At 69.5% G+C, this 25,988-nt stretch carries 27 protein-coding genes; 17 read left to right on the top strand and 10 right to left on the bottom strand.

Annotation, left to right across the window (positions count from 1 at the left end):
* Positions 1-5: 5 nt before the first annotated feature.
* The 5 genes from xylB (at position 6) to FQ142_RS03345 (ending at position 4,879) form a co-directional block, all read left to right on the top strand.
* Complete coding sequence (gene xylB, locus FQ142_RS03365; protein ID WP_149422201.1) at positions 6-1,520, top strand: xylulokinase; 1,515 nt, start codon at positions 6-8, stop codon at positions 1,518-1,520.
* A complete protein-coding gene (locus FQ142_RS03360; protein WP_149422200.1) occupies positions 1,520-2,476 on the top strand; it encodes an NAD(P)-dependent oxidoreductase in 957 nt (318 codons plus the stop codon). The genes xylB and FQ142_RS03360 overlap by 1 nt, the downstream gene beginning before the upstream one ends.
* A 12-nt stretch (positions 2,477-2,488) precedes the next feature.
* A complete protein-coding gene (locus FQ142_RS03355; RefSeq protein WP_149422199.1) occupies positions 2,489-3,433 on the top strand; it encodes a shikimate dehydrogenase family protein in 945 nt (314 codons plus the stop codon).
* Complete coding sequence (locus FQ142_RS03350; protein WP_149422198.1) at positions 3,433-4,398, top strand: phosphotriesterase; 966 nt, start codon at positions 3,433-3,435, stop codon at positions 4,396-4,398. The genes FQ142_RS03355 and FQ142_RS03350 overlap by 1 nt, the downstream gene beginning before the upstream one ends.
* 184 nt (positions 4,399-4,582) lie before the next feature.
* Complete coding sequence (locus FQ142_RS03345) at positions 4,583-4,879, top strand: putative quinol monooxygenase (RefSeq protein WP_149422197.1); 297 nt, start codon at positions 4,583-4,585, stop codon at positions 4,877-4,879.
* Between the two features lie 84 nt (positions 4,880-4,963).
* On the opposite strand, the gene FQ142_RS03340 is transcribed toward FQ142_RS03345, so the two are convergent.
* The 4 genes from FQ142_RS03340 to FQ142_RS03325 form a co-directional block, all read right to left on the bottom strand.
* Positions 4,964-5,965: an ABC transporter substrate-binding protein gene (locus FQ142_RS03340; protein WP_045252554.1), complete on the bottom strand. Its 1,002-nt coding sequence runs from the start codon at positions 5,963-5,965 to the stop codon at positions 4,964-4,966.
* Positions 5,966-6,067: 102 nt separating this feature from the next.
* The gene (locus FQ142_RS03335) at positions 6,068-7,099 is read right to left on the bottom strand and encodes an ABC transporter permease (protein WP_174233215.1); all 1,032 of its coding nucleotides are present in this window, start codon (positions 7,097-7,099) and stop codon (positions 6,068-6,070) included.
* Positions 7,099-8,601 (bottom strand): sugar ABC transporter ATP-binding protein, encoded by a 1,503-nt coding sequence (locus tag FQ142_RS03330; RefSeq protein WP_149422196.1) that lies wholly within the window; start codon positions 8,599-8,601, stop codon positions 7,099-7,101. The genes FQ142_RS03335 and FQ142_RS03330 overlap by 1 nt, the downstream gene beginning before the upstream one ends.
* 177 nt (positions 8,602-8,778) lie before the next feature.
* On the bottom strand, positions 8,779-9,648 hold the full coding sequence (locus FQ142_RS03325) for a sugar phosphate isomerase/epimerase family protein (protein WP_149422195.1): 870 nt from the start codon (positions 9,646-9,648) through the stop codon (positions 8,779-8,781).
* 215 nt (positions 9,649-9,863) lie between these two features.
* On the opposite strand from FQ142_RS03325, the gene FQ142_RS03320 reads away from it, so the two are divergent.
* Entirely contained in the window at positions 9,864-10,865 is a 1,002-nt protein-coding gene (locus FQ142_RS03320) for a LacI family DNA-binding transcriptional regulator (protein WP_149422194.1), read from the top strand.
* A 116-nt stretch (positions 10,866-10,981) separates the two neighbouring features.
* On the opposite strand, the gene FQ142_RS03315 is transcribed toward FQ142_RS03320, so the two are convergent.
* Positions 10,982-11,953 carry an aldo/keto reductase gene (locus FQ142_RS03315; protein WP_262492040.1) on the bottom strand — a complete coding sequence of 324 codons (972 nt, stop codon included), beginning with the start codon at positions 11,951-11,953 and terminating at the stop codon, positions 10,982-10,984.
* Positions 11,954-12,098: 145 nt separating this feature from the next.
* Complete coding sequence (locus FQ142_RS03310; protein ID WP_149422192.1) at positions 12,099-13,394, bottom strand: L-fuconate dehydratase; 1,296 nt, start codon at positions 13,392-13,394, stop codon at positions 12,099-12,101.
* 136 nt (positions 13,395-13,530) lie between these two features.
* Here FQ142_RS03310 and FQ142_RS03305 point away from each other — a divergent pair, with 136 nt between their 5' ends.
* A complete protein-coding gene (locus FQ142_RS03305) occupies positions 13,531-14,391 on the top strand; it encodes a fumarylacetoacetate hydrolase family protein (protein ID WP_149422191.1) in 861 nt (286 codons plus the stop codon).
* Positions 14,388-15,161, top strand: a complete 774-nt coding sequence (locus FQ142_RS03300; RefSeq protein ID WP_235564059.1) for an SDR family NAD(P)-dependent oxidoreductase — start codon at positions 14,388-14,390, stop codon at positions 15,159-15,161. Before FQ142_RS03305 ends, FQ142_RS03300 begins: the two co-directional genes overlap by 4 nt.
* Positions 15,162-15,243: 82 nt before the next feature.
* Here the strand turns inward: FQ142_RS03300 and FQ142_RS03295 are convergent, their stop codons facing one another.
* Entirely contained in the window at positions 15,244-16,224 is a 981-nt protein-coding gene (locus FQ142_RS03295; protein WP_149422190.1) for an amidohydrolase family protein, read from the bottom strand.
* Positions 16,225-16,270: 46 nt separating this feature from the next.
* Between FQ142_RS03295 and FQ142_RS03290 the strand changes: the two genes are divergently transcribed.
* Positions 16,271-16,948, top strand: coding sequence for a FadR/GntR family transcriptional regulator (locus FQ142_RS03290; protein WP_149422189.1), 678 nt, complete (start codon positions 16,271-16,273; stop codon positions 16,946-16,948).
* 25 nt (positions 16,949-16,973) lie between these two features.
* On the opposite strand, the gene FQ142_RS03285 is transcribed toward FQ142_RS03290, so the two are convergent.
* The gene (locus FQ142_RS03285) at positions 16,974-17,636 is read right to left on the bottom strand and encodes a transaldolase family protein (protein ID WP_056415231.1); all 663 of its coding nucleotides are present in this window, start codon (positions 17,634-17,636) and stop codon (positions 16,974-16,976) included.
* 107 nt (positions 17,637-17,743) lie between these two features.
* Between FQ142_RS03285 and FQ142_RS03280 the strand changes: the two genes are divergently transcribed.
* The 5 genes from FQ142_RS03280 (at position 17,744) to FQ142_RS03260 (ending at position 21,961) form a co-directional block, all read left to right on the top strand.
* Complete coding sequence (locus FQ142_RS03280; protein ID WP_056415229.1) at positions 17,744-18,694, top strand: ribokinase; 951 nt, start codon at positions 17,744-17,746, stop codon at positions 18,692-18,694.
* A gap of 53 nt (positions 18,695-18,747) precedes the next feature.
* Positions 18,748-19,152 (top strand): D-ribose pyranase, encoded by a 405-nt coding sequence (rbsD, locus tag FQ142_RS03275; RefSeq protein ID WP_056415226.1) that lies wholly within the window; start codon positions 18,748-18,750, stop codon positions 19,150-19,152.
* Between the two features lies 1 nt (position 19,153).
* Positions 19,154-19,957, top strand: coding sequence for a GntR family transcriptional regulator (locus tag FQ142_RS03270; protein WP_149422188.1), 804 nt, complete (start codon positions 19,154-19,156; stop codon positions 19,955-19,957).
* 94 nt (positions 19,958-20,051) lie between these two features.
* Positions 20,052-20,882, top strand: a complete 831-nt coding sequence (locus tag FQ142_RS03265) for a hypothetical protein (protein ID WP_149422187.1) — start codon at positions 20,052-20,054, stop codon at positions 20,880-20,882.
* 20 nt (positions 20,883-20,902) lie between these two features.
* Complete coding sequence (locus tag FQ142_RS03260) at positions 20,903-21,961, top strand: PLP-dependent cysteine synthase family protein (protein ID WP_149422186.1); 1,059 nt, start codon at positions 20,903-20,905, stop codon at positions 21,959-21,961.
* A 166-nt stretch (positions 21,962-22,127) separates the two neighbouring features.
* Here the strand turns inward: FQ142_RS03260 and FQ142_RS03255 are convergent, their stop codons facing one another.
* Positions 22,128-22,700: a hypothetical protein gene (locus tag FQ142_RS03255; protein WP_149422185.1), complete on the bottom strand. Its 573-nt coding sequence runs from the start codon at positions 22,698-22,700 to the stop codon at positions 22,128-22,130.
* Positions 22,701-22,829: 129 nt separating this feature from the next.
* Between FQ142_RS03255 and FQ142_RS03250 the strand changes: the two genes are divergently transcribed.
* Positions 22,830-23,342 (top strand): glycine cleavage system protein R, encoded by a 513-nt coding sequence (locus FQ142_RS03250; protein WP_056415209.1) that lies wholly within the window; start codon positions 22,830-22,832, stop codon positions 23,340-23,342.
* Positions 23,343-23,352: 10 nt separating this feature from the next.
* Positions 23,353-23,796 (top strand): GNAT family N-acetyltransferase, encoded by a 444-nt coding sequence (locus tag FQ142_RS03245; protein WP_149422184.1) that lies wholly within the window; start codon positions 23,353-23,355, stop codon positions 23,794-23,796.
* Between the two features lie 58 nt (positions 23,797-23,854).
* On the opposite strand, the gene FQ142_RS03240 is transcribed toward FQ142_RS03245, so the two are convergent.
* Positions 23,855-24,568, bottom strand: coding sequence for a FadR/GntR family transcriptional regulator (locus FQ142_RS03240; RefSeq protein WP_149422183.1), 714 nt, complete (start codon positions 24,566-24,568; stop codon positions 23,855-23,857).
* Between the two features lie 165 nt (positions 24,569-24,733).
* On the opposite strand from FQ142_RS03240, the gene FQ142_RS03235 reads away from it, so the two are divergent.
* Positions 24,734-25,969: an aminotransferase class V-fold PLP-dependent enzyme gene (locus FQ142_RS03235; RefSeq protein WP_149422182.1), complete on the top strand. Its 1,236-nt coding sequence runs from the start codon at positions 24,734-24,736 to the stop codon at positions 25,967-25,969.
* Positions 25,970-25,988: the final 19 nt, after the last annotated feature.

Genomic DNA, 25,988 nt, shown 5'->3' with positions numbered 1-25,988 from the left:
GGGCCATGCTGATCGCGCACGATCTCGGCACCACCGGCAACAAGGCGTCGCTGCACCACGACGACGGGCGTCTCGTCACCTCGGTCACCGTGCCGTACCCCGCCCACTTCGCCGCGGGCGGCATCGCCGAGCAGGATCCGGATCACTGGTGGGATGCCGTGGTCGCGGCCACCCGCGAGCTGCTCGACCGCGCCACCGTCGCGCCCGAGACCATCGGCGGCCTCGTCGTCAGCGGCCAGATGATGGGCACGGTGCTCCTCGACGCCCACGGGCATCCGGTGCGGCCGGCGATCATCTGGGCCGACACCCGCTCGGGCACCCAGACCCACGCCCTCGAGCAGCGTCTCGGCGCCCACGACGCCTACCGCCTGCTCGGCCACCGCCTGAATCCCACTTACTCGGTCGAGAAGATCATGTGGGTGCGCGACAACGAGCCCGACGTGTGGGCGCGGGTGCGCCACTTCTGCGTCGCGAAGGACTACATCGTCTATCGGCTCACCGGCCGCCTCGCGACCGAGCGGTCGGACGCCTCCGGCACGAACGCCTACGACCAGCAGAGCGGCATCTGGTCGACCGAGGTGCTCGCGGCCGCGGGACTCGACGCCGCACTGTTCCCCGAGATCCTCGAATCGACGACCGTCGCCGGATCCCTCACGGTCGAGGCGGCGGATGCCCTCGGCCTCCCCGCCTCCGTCCGCGTCGTGATGGGCGGCGGCGACGGACCGCTCGCCGCGGTCGGCTCGGGCATCGTCGCCCCGGAGGACGGCGCGTACGTGTGTCTCGGCACCTCGTCGTGGATCTCGTTCGCGAGCCTCGCGCCGCTGCACGATCCGCAGATGCGCACCATGACGTTCGACAACGTGGTGCCGGGCTCCTTCGTCCCGACGGCGACCATGCAGGCAGGCGGCGCCTCGGTGCAGTGGATCTCCGAGGCGCTCTCCCCCGACCCCGCGCACCCCGACACCGCGCGGCTGACGGCCGAGGCCGGCGGCCACCTCGACACCGAGGATCTCTACTTCCTCCCCTACCTGCTGGGTGAGCGATCGCCCCTCTGGGACCCGCACGCCCGCGGGGCCTTCGTCGGACTCGGGCGCCACCACACCCGTGCGCACCTCACCCGAGCGGTGCTCGAGGGGGTGGCGTACAACCTGCTCACCTGCATCGAGGCGTTCCGGGAATCCGGTGCGACGATCGACCGCATCGACGCCGTAGGCGGCGGCGCCCAGAGCGACGCCTGGCTCGGCATCCTCGCCGACGTGTGGGGCGTGCCGATCCGCCGCCGCACCATCGTCGAAGAGGCGAACAGCCTCGGCGCGGCCGTCACGGGCGCCGTGGGACTCGGACTCGCAGACTTCTCCGCGGCCCGCGCGCTCAGCGAGGTCACGGCCGAGTTCACCCCGGATGCCGGTCGGCACGCCGTGCACGCACAGCGGCACGCCCGTTTCACGGCGGCGTACGACGCCCTCGAACCGTGGTTCGCATCCGCCCCCGCTTCCGCCCCCACCGGCCGCGAGAGCTGATGGGCGTCATCCTCACGACCAGCCGCTCGTTCTCCGACGGTGACGTCGACCTCGTCGCCCTGGCACACGCCGCAGGCCACGAGATCGTGCGCGGCCCCGCGCACCACGCCCTTCCCGAGCTCGCGCCGCTGCTGGCCGCGGCGGAGGGCTGGATCGCGGGCACCGGACCGGTGACCGACGACCATCTGGCCGCCGCCCCGAACCTCAGGGTCATCGCGCGCTACGGCGTCGGCACGGAGGCGGTGGATCTCGATGCAGCGGTGCGGCGCGGCATCCCGGTGACGAACACCCCCGGGGCGAATGCGGATGCCGTCGCCGACCACGCCGTCGGGCTCATGCTCTCGGCACTCCGGTACACCGCCGACGGCGACCGTCGCGTGCGCCGCGGCGACTGGAGCGTCCGCCGCGGCAGGGAGCTCGGCGCGGCGACCGTGGGCATCGTCGGATTCGGGAGGATCGGGCAGGGTGTCGCGCGGCGGCTGAGCGGCTTCGGCCCGCGCATCCTCGCCACCGACCCGTTCCTGCCCGCCGCCGTGATCGCGGACGCGGGCGCCGAACCCGCCGACCTCGACGACCTGTTCCGCACCGCCGACCTCATCACGCTGCACGCTCCGGGCGGGCGAGCGCTCGTCGATGGGGCGCGGCTCGACGGCATCCGCCACGGCCTGATCCTGGTGAACACGGCGCGCCCCGATCTGGTCGACGAGTCGGCGCTGGCCGAGGCGCTGCGCGACGGGCGCCTCGGCGCGTACGCCGCCGACACGCTCGACGGCGACACCGCGGCGAGCGCGAGCCCCCTGCTCGCCGACGACCTCGCCGACCGCGTGATCGTCACGCCCCACCTCGGCGCCCAGACCACGCAGGCCGTCGACGCCATGGGATCCATGTCTCTCGACGACGTGCTCAGCGTGCTCGCGGGCCGCCCTCCCCTGCATCCCGTCTCCCCGCGATCCTGAAGGACCCAGGCAATGACACTCACCGAGACTCCCGCCACCACGACCGGCGGCTACATGGGCTTCATCGGCGTGAGCACCGGCTCGTCGTCGATCATGAGGGTGTTCCCGGCGTGGGCCGAGGTGCTGGGCCTGCCCACCGCGAATCTCGTGGGCCACGACCTGCCCATGGATGCGACGCCCGCGCAGTACGTCGCGATGGTCGAGCGGATCCGCGACGACCCCCGCCATCGCGGCGCGCTCGTGACGACGCACAAGATGAACGTGTTCGCCGCCGCGTCCGACCTCTTCGACGAGCTCGATCCCTTCGCCGTCTCGTGCGCCGAGATCTCCAGCATCTCGAAGCGCGGCGACCGGCTGATCGGGCGGGCCAAGGATCCGCTCACGGTCGACCTCGCGCTGAACGACTTCCTTCCCGCCGATCACTTCGCCCGCACGGGGGCCGAGGTCGTGATCCTCGGCGCCGGGGGCTCGGGCACCGCCCTCAGCTGGGCGCTGGCGGAACGGGCCGATGCTCCGGCGAAGATCACCGTGACCGCCCGCGACGACGACGCCCTCACTCACCTGCGCGAGGTGCACCGCCAGCACGGCACTCCCGAGGGACTGATCACCTACGTGCGCACCGACACGGTGCAGGATGCCGCCGCGATCGTCGCCTCGGCGCCGACAGGGTCGCTGATCGTGAACGCCACCGGTCTCGGCAAGGATCGCCCCGGTTCACCGCTGCCCGACGATGTCGTGTTCCCCGAGGGCGCCTGGGTGTGGGAGTTCAACTACCGCGGCTCGCTGGAGTTCCTGCATCAGGCACGCGCCCAGGAGGCCGCGCAGGGCCTGCACGTCGTCGACGGCTGGCGGTACTTCATCCACGGCTGGTCGCAGGTGGTCGCCGACGTCTTCGAGATCGACCTCACGCCCGAGATCGTCGAGCGTCTCGCCGACGCCGCCGAATCGGTGCGCTGATGTCCGTCGTCCGCACGGTCCTCGGCGACGTCGACCCTGCCCAGCTCGGGCCGACGGACTACCACGAGCACCTCTTCCAGATCTCGCCGCTGCTGGTCGGCGACGAGCTCGACGACGAAGACCTCTCGGGTCGAGAGGCCGCGCTGCTGAAGGCCAGCGGCTTCACGGCGATGGTCGACGCCACCCCGTTCGGGCTCGGCCGGGATCCGGAGGGGGTCGCGCGCATCAGCGCCGGCACCGGGGTGCAGGTCGTCGCCTCGACGGGACGCCACCGCGAGGCGCACTATGGCCCCGACCACCCCACGCGCTCGGCGGATGCCGAGACGCTGTCGGCGCGCTTCATCCGCGAGGTCGAGGAGGGGATGCCGCGCCACGACGACGATCCCGAGGGTGTGCGCGCACTCGGCCCCGACGGCGAGGCGCCCGTGCGCGCCGGTCTGCTGAAGGCCGGCGTGGACTACTGGCGCATCAGCCCGTTCGAGCACACGACGCTGCTCGCGGTCGCGGCGGCGCAGCGGATGACCGGAGCGCCGGTGATGGTGCATCTGGAATTCTGCACCGCCGCGCACGAGGTGCTCGATCTGCTCGAGCGTGAGGGCGTGGCCGCCGACCGCGTGGTGCTCGCGCATGCCGACCGCGACCCGGATCCGGGTCTGCACGCGTCTCTCGCCGAGCGCGGCGCCTACCTGGGCTATGACGGGTTCGCCCGTCCGCGCACCCGTTCCGATGCCGAGCTGCTCGCGCTGACCGCGCGGGTGGTCGAGTACGGGGCCGTCGATCGCATCGTGCTCGGCGGAGACGTCGCCCGCCGCACCCGCTACATCTCGTACGGCGGCATGCCCGGCCTCGCCTACCTCGGCGAGCGCTACGTCCCTCGTCTGCGGTCCGCGATCGGCGACGACGCCGTCGAGCGGATGCTGGTGGCCAACCCCGCCCGGCTGCTCACCCTGACCCCCGCACGTTGAGCGAGGAGCGAAGCACCCCCAGCCTCCGCCCGTTGAGCGAGGAGCGAAGCACCGAGACGAAACGCCCGCCCGCTGAGCGAGGAGCGAAGCACCGAGACGAAACGCCCACCGCCCCTCCCCGCCCGTTGAGCGAGGAGCGAAGCACCGAGACGAAACGCCGCACCACGAACCCCGAGGAGACCTCATGACCGAACCGACCATCCTGCACGCCGTGTTCACCGCGCGCCCGGGAAGGGGCGACGAGGTCGCCGCGCTGCTGCGCGACTTCGCCGATGTCGTCCGCGCCGAGGAGGGCAACGTCGTGTTCGATGCGACCCGTCTCGTCGACGACCCCGACCGGTTCTTCGTCTACGAGGTCTATCGCGACGAGGCGGCCTTCCGGTCGCACATCGCCGCTCCTGCGGGAGTGCCGTTCAACGAGGCGCTGCAGCAGCTCATCGTCGAGCCGTCGTCGATCCTCACCTTCCTCCGCCGCATCTGATCCGCCGCATCTGATCCGCCGCACCGCCGGACACGGAAGAAGCCCCCCGCCCGAAGGCGAGGGGCTTCCGACGATCTGCTCGGGTCACTCGTAGAGGACCGCGGCGATGTCCTTGTCCTCGAGGTTGGTGCTGTCGTACCAGTACGAACCGGTGTCGTAGAACTTCTCGACCGACTCGCCGTTGGCGGCGTCGTAGGCGGCCTGCACGACCTGCGCGCCGATGCCGATCGGGTCCTGCGTGATCGCGCCGGCCATGGTGCCGTCCTTGATGGCGTTGATCTGGGCCGCGCCCGAGTCGAAGCCGACGATCGTGATCTTGCCCTTCTCGAGACCGAGCTCGTTCACGGCGTTCACGACGCCGATGGCCGAGCCCTCGTTGGTGCCGTAGATGCCCTTGAGGTCGGGGTGCGCCGCGATCAGCGTCTTCGCGATGTCCGCCGACTTCAGGTGGTCGCCGTCTCCGTACTGGATGTCGACGATGTCGATGTCGGGGTAGTCGGCCTCGATCTTGTCGACGAAGCCGTCACGACGCTCGACACCGGTGGAGTTGATCTGCGAGTGGCCGACGATCGCGACCTCTCCCTTTCCGCCGATGAGCTCCGCCATGTGCTCGGCCGCCAGCGCGCCGGCGACCTTGCTGTCGGTGGCCGAGAGGCTCAGGCCCACGTCGCCGTCGCACGGGGCGTCGAAGTAGACGACCGGGATGTCCTTGGCCTTGGCCTGCTCGAGCGGAGCGACGCACGCCTCGGGGTCGAGGGCCGCGTAGGCGATGGCGTCGGGGTTCTTGTCGATGGCGCTCGTGAGCATCTCGAGCTGCTGCGCGATCTCGGTCTCGGCGGCGGGGCCTTCGAACGTGATGCGCACGCCCAGCTCCTCGGCCTTGTCCTCGGCGCCCTTCTTCACGGCCTGCCAGAACTGGTGCTGGAAGCCCTTCGACACGAGCGCGATGTACATCTCGCCATCGCCGCTGCCTCCGTCGCCGCTTCCTTCTTCGATGACGTCACCGCCGCCGCCTGCACAGCCTGCGAAGACGAGGGCCGATGCGGCCACGAGCGCCGCGAATGCGGTTTTCTTGCCGAATTTCATGAAAACTCCATTGTTCTGTGGTGGATGGGACTGCGTGTGAGGTGGTGCGGATCGCAGCTGGTGCTGCGTTCTCTGGTGCTGCGTTCTCGGGTGGTGGATGGGTCAGGTGTGCTGGCGGTTGCGCAGCGAGTCGAGGAAGACGGCCAGGAGCACGACGACGCCGACGACGATGTTCTGCCACTCCGACTGGATCGACAGGATGCGCAGGCCGTTGACGAGCACGCTCATGATGAGCGCGCCGATCACGGTGCCGAGGATCGAGCCGCGTCCGCCGAGCAGCGAGGTTCCGCCGATGATCACCGCGGCGATCGCCTGCAGCTCGTAGCCGGTGCCGATCTGCGGCTGGGCGGAGTCGAGGCGGGCGGCGATGACGATGCCCGCGATCCCGGTGAAGGCACCGGCGAACATGTAGATGAGGATCGTCCAGCGGCGGGTGTTCACACCCGACAGGCGGGTGGCCTCCTCGTTCGATCCGATCGCGAACGTGTAGCGACCGAGCAGGGTCTTCGACAGCACCAGCCAGGCCACGATCGCGAGGGCGGCGGTGATCAGCACGGCGTTCGGGATGCCGGGGATGATGACGCCGAGGGCGATCTTCTTGAAATCGGGAGCCGAGGTCGAGAAGTAGATCGGTGCGACGTTGGAGATCACCAGCGCGAGACCGCCGGCGATCATCATCATCGCGAGGGTCGCGATGAACGGGGGCAGCCGGAGGAACGTGATGTTCACGCCGTTGACCAGGCCCATCAGCACACCGGTGAGGACGCCGCCGATCACACCCACCCAGACCGGCAGGCCCAGGTTCGTGACGATGACGCCGGTCATCACGGCGCACAGCGCCATGCCGGTTCCGATCGACAGGTCGATGCCGCCGGTGATGATCACGAAGGTCGTGCCGAGGGCGAGGATGCCGATGACCGCCGTCGACAGCAGCACCGTGGCGATGTTGCTGAAGGTGAAGAAGTTGGGGCTGGCGATCGAGAAGAACAGCACCAGCACGATGAGCGTGCCGAATGCCAGCGACTGCTGGACCTGACGCTTCAGGAACCCGACGACGTCGCGCTTGTCGGTGTTCTCGTCGAGGGCGGTCTGGATGATCGTCGTCGTGGACGACCCGTTCTGCGGAGCGCTCATCAGTCTTCCTCCCCGTGTGCTGCGAGTTGCATGATCTTCTCCTGGCTGGCGTCCTCGTTGCGGAGGGTGCCGGTGATGCGTCCGTTCGCGAAGACCGCGATGCGGTTCGCGACGCGGAGGATCTCCGGCAGTTCCGACGAGATGACGATGATGGATTTGCCCGCATCCGCGAGCTGCTGCATGAGGCGGTAGATCTCTTCTTTGGCGCCGACGTCGATGCCGCGAGTCGGCTCGTCGAAGATGAGGATGTCGCAGTCGCGCATCAGCCACCGGGCGATGACGACCTTCTGCTGGTTGCCTCCCGACAGCAGCTTCACGATCTGGTTCACCGAGGGCGTCTTGACCCGCAGCTGCTCGACATACTCCTTGGTGCGGCTCTTGGCCTTGCTGTCGCCCATCCAGCCGATGCCGTTGGCGTAGGTGCCGAGCGAGGCGAGCACGGTGTTGAAGGTCACATCCTGCTCGAGCATCAGCCCGAGCAGCTTGCGGTCCTCCGAGAGGTACCCGAGGCCGTGCTTGACGGCATCCGCGGGCTGCGTGATCCTGGCCGCACGTCCGCCGATCGTGATCTCGCCGCCGTCGCTGCGGTCGGCGCCGATGATCGCACGGGCGGTCTCGGTGCGCCCTGCCCCCATGAGTCCCGCGAAGCCCAGGATCTCTCCCCGGTGCAGCTGGAACGACACGTCCTTGAGGAGGTTCCGGGTCGAGAGCCCCCGCACATCGAGGACGATGGGGTCGTCGGCGTGCTCACGGGCCGCGGGGCGCGTTCCCTCGTCGATCACGCGGCCGACCATCATCTCGATGATCTTCGGGATGCTGACCTCGGATCGGTCCAGTGATCCGATGTATGTGCCGTCGCGGAGCACCGTGACGCGGTCGGCGAGACGCCGCAACTCGTCCATGCGGTGCGAGATGTAGACGATCCCGGTACCCGATGCCCGCAGCTGCTCGATCAGCACGAACAGCGTCTCGGTCTCGGAGTCGGTGAGCGCCGAGGTGGGCTCGTCCATGATCAGGACCTTGGCATTGAAGGAGAGCGCCTTGGCGATCTCGACCATCTGCTGCTCGGCCACCGTGAGCTCGCCCACGAGCTGCTTCGGGTTCAGCCCGATGCCGAGACGCTGGAGCAGTTCGGCCGTCTGCGCGTTGAGCTTGCGCTCCGAGAGGAACGGACCGGTGGTCGGCTCCCGCCCCACGAAGATGTTCTGCGCCACGGTGAGATCGGGCATCAGGTTGAGTTCCTGGTGGATGATCGTGATCCCGAGCTGCTGGGCCTGCAGCGGGCTGGTGAGCTCCACCTCCGACCCCTCGAAGGTGATCGTGCCCTCGTCCTTGGTGTAGATGCCCGAGAGGATCTTCATCAGGGTGGACTTGCCTGCGCCGTTCTCACCGACGAGCACGAGGACCTCACCGGCGCGCACCTCGAGGTGCACCTGCTTGAGAGCCTGCACACCGGGGAATCCCTTGCTGATCCCGTCGACTCTGAGAATGGGGTCACTCATGTGCTCACCTGCTTCCTTGGAGGTCGTCATCCGCTGATTCCGGTCGAACCGGAAACATCGGATCAATTCTGCGGCTTGCACACCGCTCTGCGCAAGTTGTATCTAAATGTAACTAAGTGCCTGAGTGAAGGGAAGGCCTGTAATAACAAGTTGGCAACAGGTTCCCTCGACAGGACGTCAGTGCAGCCGGATCGAATCGACCGCGACGAGCTTGTCGCGGATGTACGCGTTCGCGTGCACTCCGAGCTCGACGTTGTCGGTCCACAGGTTGCGCCAGATCCCGAGCATCCGGCTGAGGTCGGGAGCGACCACCGCCGACGAGAACGACTCGAACACGATCGGCCCGTCGTAACCGATGCGTCCGAGAGCCTTGAAGAACGTGTCGAAGTCGACCGTGCCGGTGCCGAGATAGCCGCGATGGCTCTCGCCGATGTGCACGTAGCGCAGCGACGGTGCCGCATCGAGCACCGGCGCGAACATATCCGACTCCTCGATGTTCATGTGATACGTGTCGAGATGGATGCCGACGTTCGGCCGCTGCACCTCGTCGACGAACGCGATCGCCTGACGCGCCGTGTTGAGAACGTTCGTCTCGTAGCGGTTGACGACCTCGAGCGACACCGAGATCCCGCGTTCGGCGGCGTGGTCGGCCACCCGTGCGATGGTGGCCCGACTGCTCGCCATGCCCTCGGCGGTGACCGGGTCCATGTACTTCTTCATGGCGCTGTAGATCACGCCGCAGAAGTGCTGCCCGCCGAGATCCGCCAGCACGTCGACCGCCTTGAGCAGCAGCGCCTCGCCAGCCGCGACGACCGCGGGGTCAGCGCTGGTCACATCGGTGGCCTCGGACAGTCCCAGTGACGCGCTGACCGACAGGTCGTGCTCCTCGAGCGCGTCTCTGGCGGCGGCGACATCGAACGAGAACGGGTCCATGAGCGGGAACTCGATGAGGTCGAAACCCGCCTGCTTCGTCTTCTCGACCGCGAGACGGATGCCGTCGGCATCGAAGTGTCCGGTCCAGACGAGCCCGTGGCAGCCGATGTTCATGAGACCTCTCGAAAGACGGGTGTGGGGCACCATCGCCTCGCCGGGTTTGGCACGTGCCAACTCCGTGTTCAGTCACCGTACGCGGAGGGCGGATGCGGTGTCAAGAACTTTCTTGGCACGTGCCAATCGCTGGGATACTGTGGAGTCGTCGGTGCCGCGCGGCCGCGCAGTCGCCCCCGCGCATGCGCGCACCGACGCCGTCGACAAGGAGCTCCATGCCCGCCAGCGTCAAGGATGTCGCCGCCCTCGCCGGGGTGTCCTCATCCACCGTCTCGAACTACCTCAACCACCCGCATGTGCTCGGAGAGTCCAGCGCCGCGAAAGTCAGGGACGCGATCGATCGACTGGGATACGTGCCGAACGAATCGGCACGCCAGCTGCGTGCGGGGTCGAGCAAGACGCTCGCGCTGATCCTGCTCGACGCCTGGCTGCCGTACTTCCACGAGCTCTCCCGGGGCGTCGAGGATGCCGCGCGCGAAGGCGGCTGGTCGCTGTTCTTCAGCAACAGCAACCGCGACGCCGCCACCGAGCGCGGCAACATCGACATGTTCGAGGCACACCGCGTGCAGGGCATCGTCATCTATCCGCTCGAAGACGTGGTGCCCCGACTCGAACAGCTCGCCGATCGCGGCATCCGCTCGGTCGTGGTGGGGCCCATCCCCGAGTCGTCGAGCGTCGGGTCGGTGCGCTTCGACGACCGCGGCGGCGGGCGCCTCGCCGGCGAGCACCTGCTCTCTCTCGGCCGTCGCCGCATCCTCTTTCTCGGAGCGCCCAGCGTCAGCCAGTCGAACGATCGCCTGAGAGGGCTGGAGGATGCCGTCGCGGGCACCGACGCCACGCTCGAGGTGATCGACGTGCCGCATCTCGCGACCGAGGACGGACTCGAGGCCGGCGGGCGCGTCGCCGCCTTGCCCGCGGCCGAGCGCCCCGACGCGATCTTCGCCGCGAACGACATGGTGGCGATCGGCGTGCTCACGCAGCTGCTGCGCCACGGCATCCGCGTTCCCGAGGACGTCGCGATCGTGGGCTTCGACGACGTCACGCAGGCGCGTCAGAGCGTCGTGCCGCTGACGAGCGTGCGGCAGCCGGGGTACGAGATCGGCCGCGCCGCCGGGGCGGCGCTGATCCGCCAGCTCACCGATCCGACGGGCGGGCTGCCCGCACCGACTCCGTTCGCGGCCGAACTCGTGATCCGCGAGTCGACGGTCGGCGCCTGAGCCCGCCGATGCCCCGTGCACGATTCAGCACGACGTTGCGCTGACACCGATGCCGGGCATCCGGAATCCGCGTGCCGCGCGCGCCGCTGCTGAATCGTGAACGCGCCCAGCCGCGCTCAGGCGGGGATCAGCCCCTCCGCCGCCAGCTCCTCCCACAGCGCGGACGGGATGTCCCGCGCCGCGTACTCGGCGTTCTGCCGCAGCTGCGCCGCGCGGCTGCCGCCCACTACGACCGAGCGCACGACGTCGGACTGCAGCGGGTACTGGATCGCAGCTGCCGGCACCGGCACGTCGTGCGCCGCACATACCGCGGCGATACGCACCAGCCGCTCCCACAGCTCATCCGGCAGCTGACCGTACTCATACCGGCCGTCGCGTCGCGGCTCGTTCGACGCGAGCAGGCCCGAGTTGAAGACGGATGCCGCGACGATCCCCGTTCCGGTCGCCCGGCATGCCGGCAGCACGTCCTCGGCCGCCGGCTGCTCGAGCAGCGTGTACCGCCCGGCGACCATGATCAGGTCGAGATCGGCCGAGCGCACCGACGCGGCGAGCGCGTCCGACACCATCGAGCCGACGCCGATCGCCGACACCTCGCCGCCTGCACGCACCTGCTCGAGCGCGGGCAGGGCCTCGGCGAGCGCGAGGTCGAGGTCGTGCCGCTCGGGGTCGTGCAGGTAGACGAGGTCGATGCGCTCGATGCCGAGGCGCTCGCGAGACTCGTCGAGGCTGCGGCGGATGCCGTCGGCCGAGAAGTCCCACTCGCGGCGCAGGTCGTCGGGCACGTGGAAGTCGTTCGCGGTGTCGAGGCCGCCGTCGTGATCGGGGTTCGGCCGCAGCAGCCGACCGACCTTCGTCGACAGCACGTACTCGTCGCGCGGTTTCGTCTGCAGGAAGGCGCCGAGGCGCCGCTCCGAGAGCCCCAGCCCGTAGTGCGGAGCCGTGTCGAAGTAGCGGATGCCGCTCTCCCACGCCGCCTCGAGGATCCCCCACGACTCCTCGTCGCTCAGCGCCCGGAAGAGGTTGCCGACGTTCGCGGCACCGTAGCCGAGCTCCGGCACGGTCAGGCGCGCCCGCCCGCCCGCCGACACGCCAGATGTAGGACCGTTTTCCGGGATCCGTCCGACATGTGGCGTGTCGGCCCCCGAAACGTCGGCCCCATCGGCCCCGTCGGCCCCGTCGGCCCCGACCCCATCGGCCCCCGACGTGTTGGACCTCGGGACGGACTCCGCAGGCTCAGACACCGACATGCCGTCCCGTCCACGTGTAGGCGGCGATGCTCTCGGCCTTCATCTCCATGCCGGACCCTGCCGCGGTCGGCGCCATGTACGAGCCGCCCTTGATGTCGGTGGGGATCACGAAGTGCTCGTGCAGATGGTCGACGAACTCGATCATGCGTCCTTCGCGGGTGCCGGTGACGGCGACGAAGTCGAACATCGACAGGTGCTGCACGGCCTCGCAGAGACCGACTCCCCCGGCGTGCGGGCAGACCGGCACCCCGAACTTCGCGGCGAGCAGCAGGTTGGCGATGTTCTCGTTGACGCCGGCGACCCGCACGGCGTCGATCTGCATGACCGAGATCGCCTCGGCCTGCAGCAGCTGCTTGAAGATGACCCGGTTCTGCGCGTGCTCGCCGGTGGCGACGCGGATGGGCGCGATGCCTCGCGCGATCTCGGCGTGACCGAGCACGTCGTCGGGGCTCGTGGGCTCTTCGATCCAGGCCGGGTGGAACTCGGCGAGCGCGGTGACCCACTCGATCGCCTCCGACACCTCCCAGCGCTGGTTGGCGTCGATCGCGATCGGGAAGTCCGGTCCGCAGACCTCACGCGCCTTGCGGAAACGGCGGATGTCGTCGTCGAGGTCGGCACCGACCTTGAGCTTGATCTGGGTGAAGCCGTCGGCCATCGCCTCGCGGGCGAGCCGCTCGAGCTTCTCGTCCGAGTAGCCGAGCCAGCCGGGGCTGGTCGTGTACCCGGGGTAGCCGGTGGCGAGCAGCTCGCGCTCGCGCTCGGCGCGGCCGGGCTCGGCAGCGCGCAGGATCTCGAGGGCGTCGTCGCGGGTCAGGGCGTTGGTGAGATAGCGGAAGTCCACCAGGTCCACCAGCTCTTCGGGCGTCATCCGCGCCAGCAGCTGCCAGAGCGGGAGCCCCGCGCGCTTGGCCTTGATGTCCCACAGCGCATTGATGACGGCGCCGATCGCCATGTGCATGACGCCCTTCTCCGGTCCGAGCCAGCGCAGCTGGGAGTCCCCGATGATGTCGCGGAACGTGCCGCCCATGTCGTCGAGGAGCGGCTCGATCTCACGACCGACGAGGTGTCCGGCGAGCGCGTCGATCGCCGCGACCTGCACGTCGTTGCCGCGGCCGATCGTGAAGACGAAGGCGTGGCCGTCGACGCCGTCCTCGGCATCCGTGCGCACGATCACGTACGCGGCGGAGTAGTCGGGGTCGGGATTCATCGCGTCCGAGCCGTCCAGACTCAGCGACGTCGGGAAGCGGATGTCGGTCGTGTCGAGGGCGACGATGCGGCTCACGGGATCCTCTCGTGCACGGGGGGAAGGATTCGTGCAGATCTCTTGGAGTGTAAACATCCGATGTCTATACTGTCAACGAGCCGCGCTACGACAGCGCGCCGCCGCACCGGCGGAAACGGCACTGATCAGGAGAGACATGAAGTTCGCACGTCTAGGCAGCCTCGGCGCCGAGATCCCCGTCCTCGTCGAGGGTGACCGCTACCTCGATCTGCGGTCCGTGACATCCGATGTGAACGGCGACTTCCTCGCCGGAGACGTCGTCGCACGCGTCGAGGCGGCCCGTGCGGCCGGTGAGCTTCCCGAGCTCGAGGATGCCGCCGCACGGCGCATCGGCGCGCCGATCGTCCGCCCCAGCGCCGTGATCTGCATCGGGCAGAACTACGCCGCGCACGCGAGGGAATCCGGGGCGGAGCCGCCCACCGTGCCGATCATGTTCCTGAAGACGCCGAACACGGTCGTCGGCCCGAATGATGCGGTCACGATCCCCCGTGGCAGCGAGAAGACCGATTGGGAGGTGGAGCTGGGCATCGTGATCGGTGCCCGGGCCTCCTACCTCGACTCCCCCGACGAGGCCGACGCGCACATCGCCGGCTACGTGGTGGCGAACGACGTCTCCGAGCGCGCCTTCCAGATGGAGGTCTCGGGTGGGCAGTGGTCCAAGGGCAAGATCGCCCCGGGCTTCAACCCCACCGGCCCGTGGCTGGTCACCCCCGACGAGGTCGACGTCGACGAGCTGCGGCTGCGCAGCTGGGTCAACGGCGAGCCCCGCCAGGACTCGAACACGAACGACATGATCTTCGACGTGCGCACGATCGTGCACCACCTGTCGCAGTACGTCACTCTCGAGCCGGGGGATCTGATCCTCACCGGCACCCCGCAGGGGGTCGCGTTCGGCGGCAGATTCCCGTACCTGAAGGCGGGCGACGTGGTCGAGATCGAGATCGAAGGACTGGGGCATCAGCGCCAGGAGTTCGTGGCCTGGGAGGCACAGAAGTGAGCACGCAGATCCACACCCCGGCACTCGACGGGCTCGTCGCGATCGTCACCGGCGGAGCATCCGGCATCGGGGCCGCCATCGCCGCCCGCCTGCACGCCGACGGAGCGCGGATCGCCGTGCTCGACCGCGACACCTCGGGGGCGGATGCCGCCTTCGCGGCGTTCACCGCCGACGTGTCCGACCGCGCATCGGTGGATGCCGCCGTCGCCGCCGTCGCCGCGGAGTTCGGCCGCATCGACATCGTGGTCAACAACGCCGGCGTCGGCGCGCAGGGCGACATCAGCGCGAACGACGACGAGGAATGGGCGCGCGTGCTCTCGATCAACGTCACCGGGATCGCCCGCGTGACGTCGGCCGCGCTGCCCTGGCTCAAGAGGTCGCCGAGCGCGGCGGTGTGCAACACGGCATCCATCGCGTCGACGACCGGACTCCCGCAGCGCGCCCTGTACAGCGCGTCGAAGGGTGCCGTCTCGGCGCTGACCCGGGCCATGGCCGCCGACCATCTGCGAGAGGGCATCCGCGTCAACGCCGTCAACCCCGGCACCGCCGACACTCCGTGGGTCGGCCGACTGCTCGACGCGGCCGACGACCCCGCCGCCGAACGCGCCGCCCTCGAAGCCCGTCAGCCGCATGGCCGGCTGGTCTCGCCCGACGAGGTGGCCGCGGCCGTCGCGTATCTGGTGAGCCCTGCGGCCGGCTCCACCACCGGGACGTTCATCGAGGTCGACGGCGGAATGGCCCAGCTGCGCCTGCGTCCCGTCGGGAGCTGACTCGCCGCGTCCCGCCGGGTCACGGTGTTCTGGGCCGTCTGCGCTGCCCGCGATCGCGATCGCGCGGGCGATCACGATCGCGCTACGAGCGCTCCCCCCGCAACCAGCCCAGGATGCCGCGTCGTGGTCGCCCCTCGCGAGCATCCTCATGCGTCGGCCGCCGGCCGATCCGGTAGAACTCCTCGGCATTCCTCCACATGAGGGCGTCGACGTCGTGCCCGCGGCGCTCGGCCCAGGCGATCACGGCATCGGCCCATCGGCTCCGCGCCGTCGGCTGATACATCGGCGATCCGTCGGGGGTCCTGTGCGGGTCGCCCTCCTCCGCAGGGCCGATGACAGAGACCGGCCAATCGCTGCCCCACATCAGCCGTTCGACGCCGAAGGCATCCGCGGCCGCGTCGAGGTACGGCGCGAGCTGCTCCGGCGACCAGTCGCCGCCTGCCTCCGCAGGCAGCCCCGACAGCTTGCACCACACGTTCGGATGCCGGGCCAGATCGTCGAGGTCGCGCACCCACTCCATCGTCGGCGCCACCGGAGCATCCGCAGTGCCGACCTCCGGCTTGCCGAGGTGATCGAGCACCGTCCGCAGCTCGGGCACCGCTCCCGCGAGGCGCGCGATCTCGGGCAGCTGCGAGGCGCGCACGCACGCATCGAACGACCAGCCGCGGGCGGCGACCTCGCGCGCGCCGGTCACGAACGCGGCCGACACCGCGAGTCCGTCCGGTTCGCCCTGCAGGTTGTGCCGCACGCCGACCACGAGCTGCTCGCCGGCGAGGCCCTCGAGATGCGCGGTCGTGTCGGTGCCGCGGTCGAGCCTCGCGCCGGCGACGATGCCTACGACGCCGACGCGCTGCGCGAGAGACGCCACCCAGCGGACCTCCTCGAGGAAGTCGTCTTCGACCGTCTCGGCCTGCACGAAGACCGCCCGCTCGGTCGTCGCACGCGGGATGCGCGCGTGCTCGATCTCGGTCTCCGCGAACAGCCACGCGAGCGGCCCCTCGAGCCAGGTGTAGTGCAGAAGCTCCGGGTCCCAGAGATGCAGGTGCGAATCGAGTGCGCGCATACGCCCATCCTGCCGCAGACATCCGATGACTGGCTAGGATGACGCCATGGCAGTGACTGACGAGGCGATCGAGAAGATCAAGGCGATGATCGTGTCGGGCGAGCTCGCGCCGGGCGACCGGCTCCCTCCCGAGAAGGAGCTGTCCGAACGCCTCGGCCTGTCACGCAACTCGATGCGCGAAGCCGTGAAGGCCCTCGAGGTGATCCGAGTGCTCGATGTGCGCCGCGGCGACGGCACCTACGTGACGAGCCTCGAACCGCACCTGCTGCTCGAAGCGATGTCGTTCGTGGTCGACATGCACGATGACGACTCGATGCTCGAGATCTTCGCCGTCAGACGGATGCTCGAGTCGCAGGCGACCGGCCTCGCCGCGACCCTCGGCAGCGACGAGGCGATCGCGCACCTCGAGAGCGAGGTCGGCTCGATCGACGCCGGCGTCAGCGTCGAGGAGCTGGTCGAGCACGACATCCGCTTCCACCGCGAGATCGTCGGAATGGCCGGCAACGCCTACCTCGCCAGCCTCATCGAGCACCTGAGCAGTCAGACCGTGCGAGCCCGGGTGTGGCGCGGGCTCACCGAGGCCGGGGCGGTCGAGCGCACGCTCTCGGAGCATCGCGCCATCGCCGAAGCCATCGCCCGGCACGACCCGGCGCTCGCCACCTCGCTCGCCACCGCGCATATCGCCGGCGTCGAGCGGTGGCTGCGCCAGGCGGCCGCCGCCTAGACCCGCCCGACCGGCACGCGAGGACTCAGGCTCCGAGCCGCACCATCGCCGCGTCGAACTCGACCGCCGAGCCGTCGCTGACCTCGTGGAACAGCATCTGCTCGATCACATCGGGGGCGGCGGTGAAATACGGCACCCCGGCGAGACGCAGCCCGGTGATGTCGTCAGGCGAGCGCAGACTCGCGGCGAGCACGTCGGTGCCGCTCCCGGCGCAGACCTCCTGCATCCGGGCGATCACGACATCCCCGTCGATGCCGGCGTCCCGCATCCGGCCGAGGTAGGGGGCGATGTACTGCACTCCGATCGAGGAGCAGACCAGTGCCTGCGCGACGGAGTAGACGGCGGTGACGAGCACGGTGGCGCCGTCGGCGACGAGAGCGGATGCCGCGGCGAAGCCGTCGCGCGTGGCGGGGACCTTCACCGCCACGCGGTCTCCCAGCGCCCGGATGGTCTCGGCATTGCGCAGGAACGATGCCGTGTCGCCGCCCCAGGTCTGGAAGAAGATCTCCCGCGCGCCCTCTGCGGACCACCGCGCGTACAGGTCGGGGATCTCGGCGGCAGTGCGCCCACCCCGCTCGAGGATCGTCGGGTTCGTCGTCACACCGTGCACGACGCCCGCGGTGAGGAGCGAGGCGACGCGATCGACGTCCGCGCTGTCGACATAGAGACGGGGGGCCGCGGCAGTCATCGGGTCTCCTTGTGCACAACCTGTCGTTACAGGTTCAGATTCGGCTAATGTAATGACAGCCGCGGAGGATGTCAAAGCACCCCGCATCGACGACGATCAGGAGTGCCATGACAGCCGCCACCTCGCCCGATCGCACCGGCGTCGTCATCGTCGGCAGTGTGACCGCAGACGTGACGACCTTCTCGACCCGCCTTCCGGCACGGGGCGAGACCATCCTCGGTGACGAGTTCACGCTCATGCTCGGCGGCAAGGGCGCGAACCAGGCCGTCGCGGCCGGACGCTCGGGGGCTCGCACGAGCTTCGTCGGATGCGTGGGCGACGACCTCTTCCACGACCTCGTCGTCGACGGCCTCAGCGAGGCGGGCGTCGACCTGGCCCATCTGCGCACCGTGCCCGGTCCGACGGGTGTCGCGCACATCCGCGTCGACGCATCGGCGCAGAACGACATCGTCATGGTTCCGCTCGCCAACGCGGCCCTCAGCACCGAACAGATCGATTCGGCGCTGGCCGCCCTCGCGCCCACGACCTCGGTGCTGCTCACCCAGCTCGAGACGCCCTCGGCGCTCACCGCGCACATCACCGCCCGTGCACGCGAGCACGGCATGACCGTCATCCTCGACCCGGCCCCCGCCGCTCCGCTCGACGACTCGGTGTGGGCGAACATCGACATCGTCACCCCGAACGAGACCGAGGCCTCGGTGCTCAGCGGCATCGAGGTCGTCGACGCGACCAGTGCCGAGCTCGCGGGCCGCTGGTTCCTCGACCGGGGTGTCGGCGCGGCCGTGATCACCCTCGCGGGGCAGGGGTCGTGCGTCGTCACGGCGGACGCCGCCTTCGTCGTCCCGCCCTTCCCCGTCGAGGCGGTCGATACGACCGCGGCCGGCGACGCGTATGCCGGATACCTCGGCGCCGCGCTCGCCAACGGGTGGGAGCTGACCGATGCCGTGCGTCTGGCCACCGCGGCCGGAGCGCTCGCCGTCACCAAGCAGGGCGCGTCGCCGAGCCTGCCGCTGCGCGCCGAGGTCGACGCCTTCCTCGCGGCCCGCGACGCCCTCTGACCGCATCCGCCCTCCGGCCCCGATATCCGTCCGACCCCGCACGAGGAGACATCATGCGAAAGACAGCGACGACCATCAACCCCGCCCTCTCCCGAGTCATCAGCGAGACCGGGCACACCGATCTGCTGGTCGTGACCGATGCGGGGCTGCCCATCCCTCCGGGATCCGAGCGCATCGATCTGGCCTACCGCCCGGGCGCGCCCGCGTTCCTCGACGTGCTCGACACGGTGCTCGCCGAGCTCGTCGTCGAGGGCGCGACCGTCTCGGAAGAGGTCGCCGAGAAGAGCCCCGAGATCCTGGCGGCGCTGCGCGAGAGGTTCGCCGGCCAGGACTTCGAGATCGCCATGGTCCCGCACGTCGAGTTCAAGGCGCTCACCCACTCCGCGCGGGCGTTCGTGCGCTCGGGCGAGTTCACCCCCTACGCCAACGTGATCCTGCATGCGGGCGTCGCGTACTGACATGGAGGATGCGATCGACCGCCATTCCGCGGCGCCGATGTACGACCAGCTGCGCCAGCTCATCGTCGAGGGCATCTCGCGCGACGGCCTGCAGCCGGGCGATCCGCTGCCGGGAGAGCACCGGCTCTGCGAGCGCTACGGCATCTCCCGCACCGTCGTGCGACAGGCCCTGGCGCAGCTCGAGCACGAGGGGCTCGTCGAACGCGTCAAGGGCAAGGGCACGTTCGTGTCCCGCCCCCGCACCAGTGAGAGCCTCGTGCACACCCTGATCGGTCTCTACGACGACGTCGAGCGACGAGGCGGACATGTGCACAGCGATGTGCTGCGCCACGAGCCCGCCGTCGCCGACGACGAGATCGCCGCCGCCCTCGACCTCGAGCCCGGCGCACCCGTCGTGGCGCTCGAGCGGCTGCGCCACGTCGACGGCGAGCCGTGGTCGCTCTCCACGACCTGGATGCCGGAAACGGTCGGCCACGTCACCCTCGGCGTCGATCTCTCCGAGGCGTCCCTCTACCGCCTCCTCGCCGACAACGGCATCGTCGCGACGAGCGGGGTGCGCTCGGCCGAGGCCACCGTCGCGACCCATGACCAGGCACAGCATCTGGGCGTGAGCGCCGGCTCCGCCCTCCTGCGGCTGCGCAGCGTGAGCCGGGCGTCCGACGGCATCCCGATCGAGTACTTCGTCGCGTATCACCGCGGCGATCGCTCGCGTTTCGAGTTCCAGCTGCAGCAGGAGCAGTCGCAGGCCTCACTGCTGCACATCGACGGCGACGGCGGCACCTCGCGAGCCGGCACGGTGATCTGAGCGGTGATCCGGCACTGATCCGGCACTGATCCGAGGCCGCTAGCCTGGGGGCGAGAGCGCGCCGAGCCGGTGTCGTCGACGGAGGGGGAGCACGATGGTCGATCCGCACGAGCCCGATCCGCGCGCCGACCCTGTCATCCCTCCGCCGCCCGCCATTCCCGGCACGTCCGAGACGGCGCCGCACGTCGTACCGCTCGCTCCTCCGCTGAGCGGGCCCGCCTCTCCTGCACCGGGTGCTCCGCCAGCGGCCTCCCCCGATGGATACGGCCCTCCGCCGCCCCCGCAGCTTCCGCCCTACGCGTCGACGGGGCAGCCCGGCACAGCGGAGCAGCCCGGCACGGCCTCGCAGTTCGGCGCGGCCTCGCAGCCCGGGATCTACCCGACTGCCGCCTACCCCGGCATCGGCGCGCCCGCCCCGGCGCGGACGTCCGGCCGCGCGATCGGGATCGTGTTCGGTTCGATCGGAGCGGTGCTGATCGTCGGCATCATCGCGGTCGCCGTGCTGCTGGGTTCCCTCACCGCGACGAGGACCGATCCGTCGACCGCGCCGCTCCCCACATCGATCAGCGAGCCTCCCAGCGGCCCGGATGCCGGGGCCGGTGCCGAGATCGCCGACATCCTCGACGCCAAGATGGACGAGTACAAGCGCCTCCGCGACAGCGGCGCGCTCTGGCAGAGCATTCCCGACAACGACTTCAACCGCACCGCGGTCGCGGCCTTCCTCTTCTTCCTCACCGACATGAAGGTCGCCACTCTCTGGGGCGTCGACGCGGCGCAGGCGCAGGAGTACGAGGAGCGGATGACGATGCTCGAGGAGCGTCTTCTCGCCCAGCAGCCGCTCGGCGACGACATCAAGATCACGCTGGAGGACCAGATCTTCACGTACGACGGCGAGACGGGCGAGGGCGGGTTCACGCCGAAGTAGGCGACCGTTACGCTCGAAGGATGAGCGACTGGACCAGCACTGCGATCGCCCTGCTGGAGGCCGACGCCAACCGCAGCGCCGACACCCATCTGCACCTGTTCCCGTTGCCGCCGGAGTGGGGCATCGATCTCTACCTGAAAGACGAGTCGGTGCACCCCACGGGGTCGCTCAAGCACCGCCTGGCGCGCTCACTCATCCTGTACGGACTCGTGAACGGACGCATCGACGAGAACTCCACGCTCGTCGAGTCCTCGAGCGGATCGACCGCCGTCTCCGAGGCGTACTTCGCCCGGATGCTCGGGCTGCCCTTCGTGACGGTCGTGCCGCGCTCGACGAGCCAGGAGAAGATCGACCTCATCGAGTTCTACGGCGGACGCTGCCACTTCGTCGACCGCGCCGAGGACATGTCGCCCGAGGCGCAGCGCCTGGCGTCCGAGTGCCACGGCCACTACCTCGACCAGTTCACGTTCGCCGAGCGTGCGACGGATTGGCGCGGCAACAACAACATCGCCGAGAGCGTGTTCAGCCAGTTGTCGCAGGAGCGGCATCCGATCCCCCGCTGGATCGTCGTGGGCGCAGGCACCGGCGGCACGAGCGCGACCTTCGGCCGGTACGTCAAGTACCGCCGCCACGAGACGCAGATCGCGGTCGTCGATCCCGAGGGCTCGGCGTTCTACGACGGCTGGGCGGGCACGGTCGATCCGCCCGTCGGGCGCCCCAGCCGCATCGAGGGCATCGGCCGCCCACGCGTCGAGGCGTCCTTCGTGCCGACCGTGATCGACGAGATGATCCAGGTGCCGGACGCCGGTTCGATCGCGGCGATCCGGATGCTGCGCGAGCGCACCCTGCATCTCGCCGGCGGCTCGACGGGCACCAACCTCTACGGGGCGTTCCAGCTCATCGCGCGGATGCGCGCGGCGGGCGAGACCGGCAGCATCGTCACGCTGATCTGCGACAGCGGCATCCGCTATGCGGGCACGTACTTCAACGACGACTGGGTCGCCGAGCAGGGCTGGGACCTCGCCCCGCACCGCGCCCGCCTCGACCACCTCCTCGAGACCGGGGTGTGGGCCGACTGATCCCTCTGCCGGTTCCCGCGTGACCTCGGTGTCGCTGACCTACTCGTTCACAATTCAGCACGGATGCCCTCGTTCTCCCACCTGATCAGCCGATCGCCGGGGATGGGACCGCTGGGTGCTGAATTGCGAACAGCTACGCTGGCCGCCTTGTGTGCGATGCAGGACGTCAGCGGCTACTGCCCTGACGGCCAAAAAGCCGGCCCGCCGGCTGAGCGGGGCGGGCCGCGGCGATCTCTGTGTACTCGATCAGGAGTGTCGGAGTGTCCAGCTTCACCGCCATACGCAAGTCGTCACTGACCAGAAGCGACCCTTTCAGCCGGTCGTCTTTCGTGTGCACGAGGGCGAGCTGGATGTGTTCGCCTTCAACGAGCGCTTCACCGGTGAATCGGTAGTTGTCGAAGCTGCGGCCCCACACGGGCAACGACAGCGGGAACGCGAGACGTGCGGCGAAATGCTCGACATTGAAGGAGTTGCGGGGGATATCCTGCACCGGAGTCTCGCTCCTGCGGGTGTGCGTGTAGCCGTCATAGTCGTCGACCAGCTCGCCGTCTGCCCGATAGACGGTGTAGACCAGGTCTCTTGGCGAAGCGTCGATGAGAAAACGGTCGACCGGTGCGTCGGCCCCCACCCGGAGGGCGACCTGGGCTCGACACGAGGGAATCAGAGGCCCGGACATCAGAAGAGTCATCGCGCGCACAAGAAGTTGGCTGCCATACGGGACCGCGTCCTGAGAATTCATCCGTCCACCCTAGATGTGCCCCGCCGATGCGTGGGTGCGCGCGGAACTGAAGGGAAGCGGCACGCTCGTGTCCGCGCATCTTCGTAGACAGATTCGGCTGTTTTCGCGCACGCGCCCTACGCTGGCCGCATGACTACTCTCATCCTCACTGTCGCGGGTGCTGACCGCCCCGGTCTCGTCGCCGCCGTCGCCGATGTCGTCGATGCCCACCGCGGCAACTGGGAGAACAGCTCGCTGGCCGAACTCGCCGGAACCTTCGCGGGCGTGATCGAGGTCTCGGTCGCTCCGGAACACTCGGACGGGCTGCAGAGCGCACTCCGCGAGCTGCAGGGCCAGGGGCTGCTCACTCTCGCGGTGCTCGCCGGCTCACCCGCGACGGACGCCGAGGCGGAGGTGCTCGAGATCCGCGTGCTCGGCAACGACCGCTCGGGGATCGTCCGTGAGATCTCGAACGTGCTGAGCGCGCATGAGCTCAGCATCGAAGAGCTGGCCACCGAGACCCGGGATGCCGCGATGGCCGGCGGCCGCCTGTTCGAGGCATCCGTGATCGCGCGGGTTCCCGCCTCTGTCGACCTCGACGCGCTGCGTCGTGATCTCGAGCGCATCGCGACCGAGATCCAGGTCGACATCACCCTCGCCTGAGTCGGCGCCCATGGCCGACGGACTCCGCATCTCGATCGCAGACAGCCTCACCCAGAGCGACCTTCAGCGGATCGAGGCGCTTCTCCCCCAGCTCTCATCGACCGCTCGATTCGCCCCGGAACGGGTGCTCTCTCTGCTCGATGCGCAGAACGCAGACCTCTTCGTCGCGCGCGATTCCGGCCGGATCGTGGGGATGGCCACCCTCGTGATGGCACCGCTCGTCACCGGATGGCACGGCAGCATCGAAGACGTCGTGGTCGATCAGAGCACCCGTGGGCGCGGCATCGCGCGCCTGCTGCTCGAGGCGATCATCGATGAGGCGCAGCGCCGGGGTGTGGCAAAGCTCGATCTGACGTCCCGCCCGGCTCGCGAATCCGCGCTGCGCCTCTACGAGTCGGTCGGCTTCGTGCGCCGAGACACGAACGTCCTGAGATTCGCCCCTCGATCGAGCTGACCGACCGCTCGATCAGCGGACATCGTCACGATCTGCGGCGCGAGCGCGGACGCACGGGTCAGTCGGATGCCGGCGCCGACGTGGGTTCGATCAGACTCACGTCGGTGTACCGGCGCACCCAGTACTCGGTCTGGGCGACGTGCGCGGATGCCGCAGCCGATGCCGCGACCGGGTCTGCCGCCGCGAGTCCACGGAGGATCGCGCGGTGCCCCGCGTCGGAGTGCAGTTTGAGTTCGGCGGCGTCGCCGGCATCCGGGATCCGGTAGGCCCGTGAGCGTGAGCGCAGCACGTCGATCAGGCTCGTGAGCGCGTCGTTGCCCGCCACCCGCGAGATCGTCATGTGGAAGGCGTGGTCGAGGCGCGAGTGGAGTTCGAGATCATCGCTGCCCTCGATCTCGTCGAGCACCCGGCCGAGCTCCTCGACCGTCTCGGTGTCGATGCGGGCGGCGGCGAGTGCGGCGGCATGCGGTTCGAGCACCCGACGCAGCTCGGTCAGTTCGAGCACTCCCTCCATCGGCAGCAGCCCGACGGTGAGCGAGAGGCTGCCGATGAGGTCGGCGGCGCGAAGCTCGCTCACATAGCTGCCCGATCCGTGGCGGGTCTCGAGCACGCCGAGGGCGGCCAGCATCCGGATGCCCTCGCGCAGCGACCCGCGAGAGACGCCGAGCCGCTCGCAGAGCTCGCCCTCGCTGGGCAGCCGATCACCGGGTCGCAGCGCTCCGTCGGCGATCAGTGCGCGCAGTCCATGCAGAGCAGTATCCAGAGCGCTCATCGACATCCTCCTGACACCGCCCGATTCCTCTGAGAGTCTGTCGGACATACCGGCCTCGTCAAATTCGTATGACGACTATGTTTCATCTTCACCTTTTCGTGGTCATTTCGGAACCTCTGTGGCAAAGTTGTGCAACAACTCCCCCTGATGCACCGACGAGGACCGATGCCCGCACCAGTTTTCCCCGCACCGCTCACGCTGAACTCCGGCCTGCGAGCCCGTGACGCGTGGCCCCTCGACCCCGACGTCATCCACCTCAACCACGGCTCGTTCGGCGCCGTGCCCACCGCAGTCGTCGCGCAGCAGGATGCTCTGCGTCGCCGCGCCGACCTCAGCCCGGTCGAGTGGTTCCCGCGCATCGCCGAGCGGGTGCAGGCCGCCCGCGAGCGCACCGCGCCCTTCGTGGGCGCCCGCCCCGAGGACAGCGCCTTCGTGCCCAACGCCTCCGCGGCCGCCACCGTCGTCTACAACGCCCTGCAGCTGAGCGCGGGCGACGAGATCCTCGTCACCGATCAGGGCTACGGCGCGATCACGATGGGCGCCCAGCGCCTGGCCCGTCGTTTCGGAGCATCCGTGCGCGCGGTCGAGCTGCCGCTGCTCGCCTCCGACGATGAGGTCGTGCAGCGTTTCGCCGACGCACTGACCCCGAGCACCCGCCTGATCGTCGTCGACCAGATCACCTCGCCCACCGCCCGCATGCTTCCCACCCGCCGCATCGCCGACCTGGCCGCCGAGCGCGGCATCCGCACACTGGTCGACGGAGCGCACGCCCCCGGCCTCGTCGCCGACGCGGCGGCCGTCGCAGGGGGCGACTGGTGGTTCGGCAACCTGCACAAGTGGCCCTGCGCACCGCGCGGTTCGGCTCTGCTCGTCACCACCGCGCCCGACCGCGACGACCTCTGGCCGCTGATCGACTCCTGGGCCGCGAACGAGCCGTATCCCGAGCGCTTCGACACTCAGGGCACGATCGACGCCACGACCTACCTCGCGACTCCCGCCTCGATCGACTTCATCGAGACCGAGTTCGGCTGGGCGAACACACGGCGGGTGATGGCGCAGATGGCGGATGCCGGCGCCGAGATCATCGCCGAGGGCCTGCGACCCTACGGCGACGACGACCCGCTCACCCCGCTGCCCTCTCCCGTGCCGTCGATGCGCCTCGTGCGCCTGCCCCTCGGACTCGGCTCCACCCGCGAAGAGGCCGACGCGCTGCGGATGGACCTGCTCGACGCGACCGGCGTCGAGACGGCGTTCACGAGCTTCCGCGGCATCGGCTACTTCCGCCTGTCTGCGCACCTGTACAGCGAGGCGTCTGACTTCGAGGCCTTCGTCGAACGCTGCATCCCGCAGATCCTGCGCCGCGCCGGCATCCGCACCGCCGACGCGATCGTCGTCTCCTGACCCGCTCCATCCCTCACCC

The sequence above is a fragment of the Microbacterium sp. ANT_H45B genome (assembly GCF_008369345.1).
Classification (GTDB): domain Bacteria; phylum Actinomycetota; class Actinomycetes; order Actinomycetales; family Microbacteriaceae; genus Microbacterium.
The sequence above is the reverse complement of the archived record's forward strand: the minus strand, read 5'-3'. Positions and strand labels throughout refer to the sequence as shown.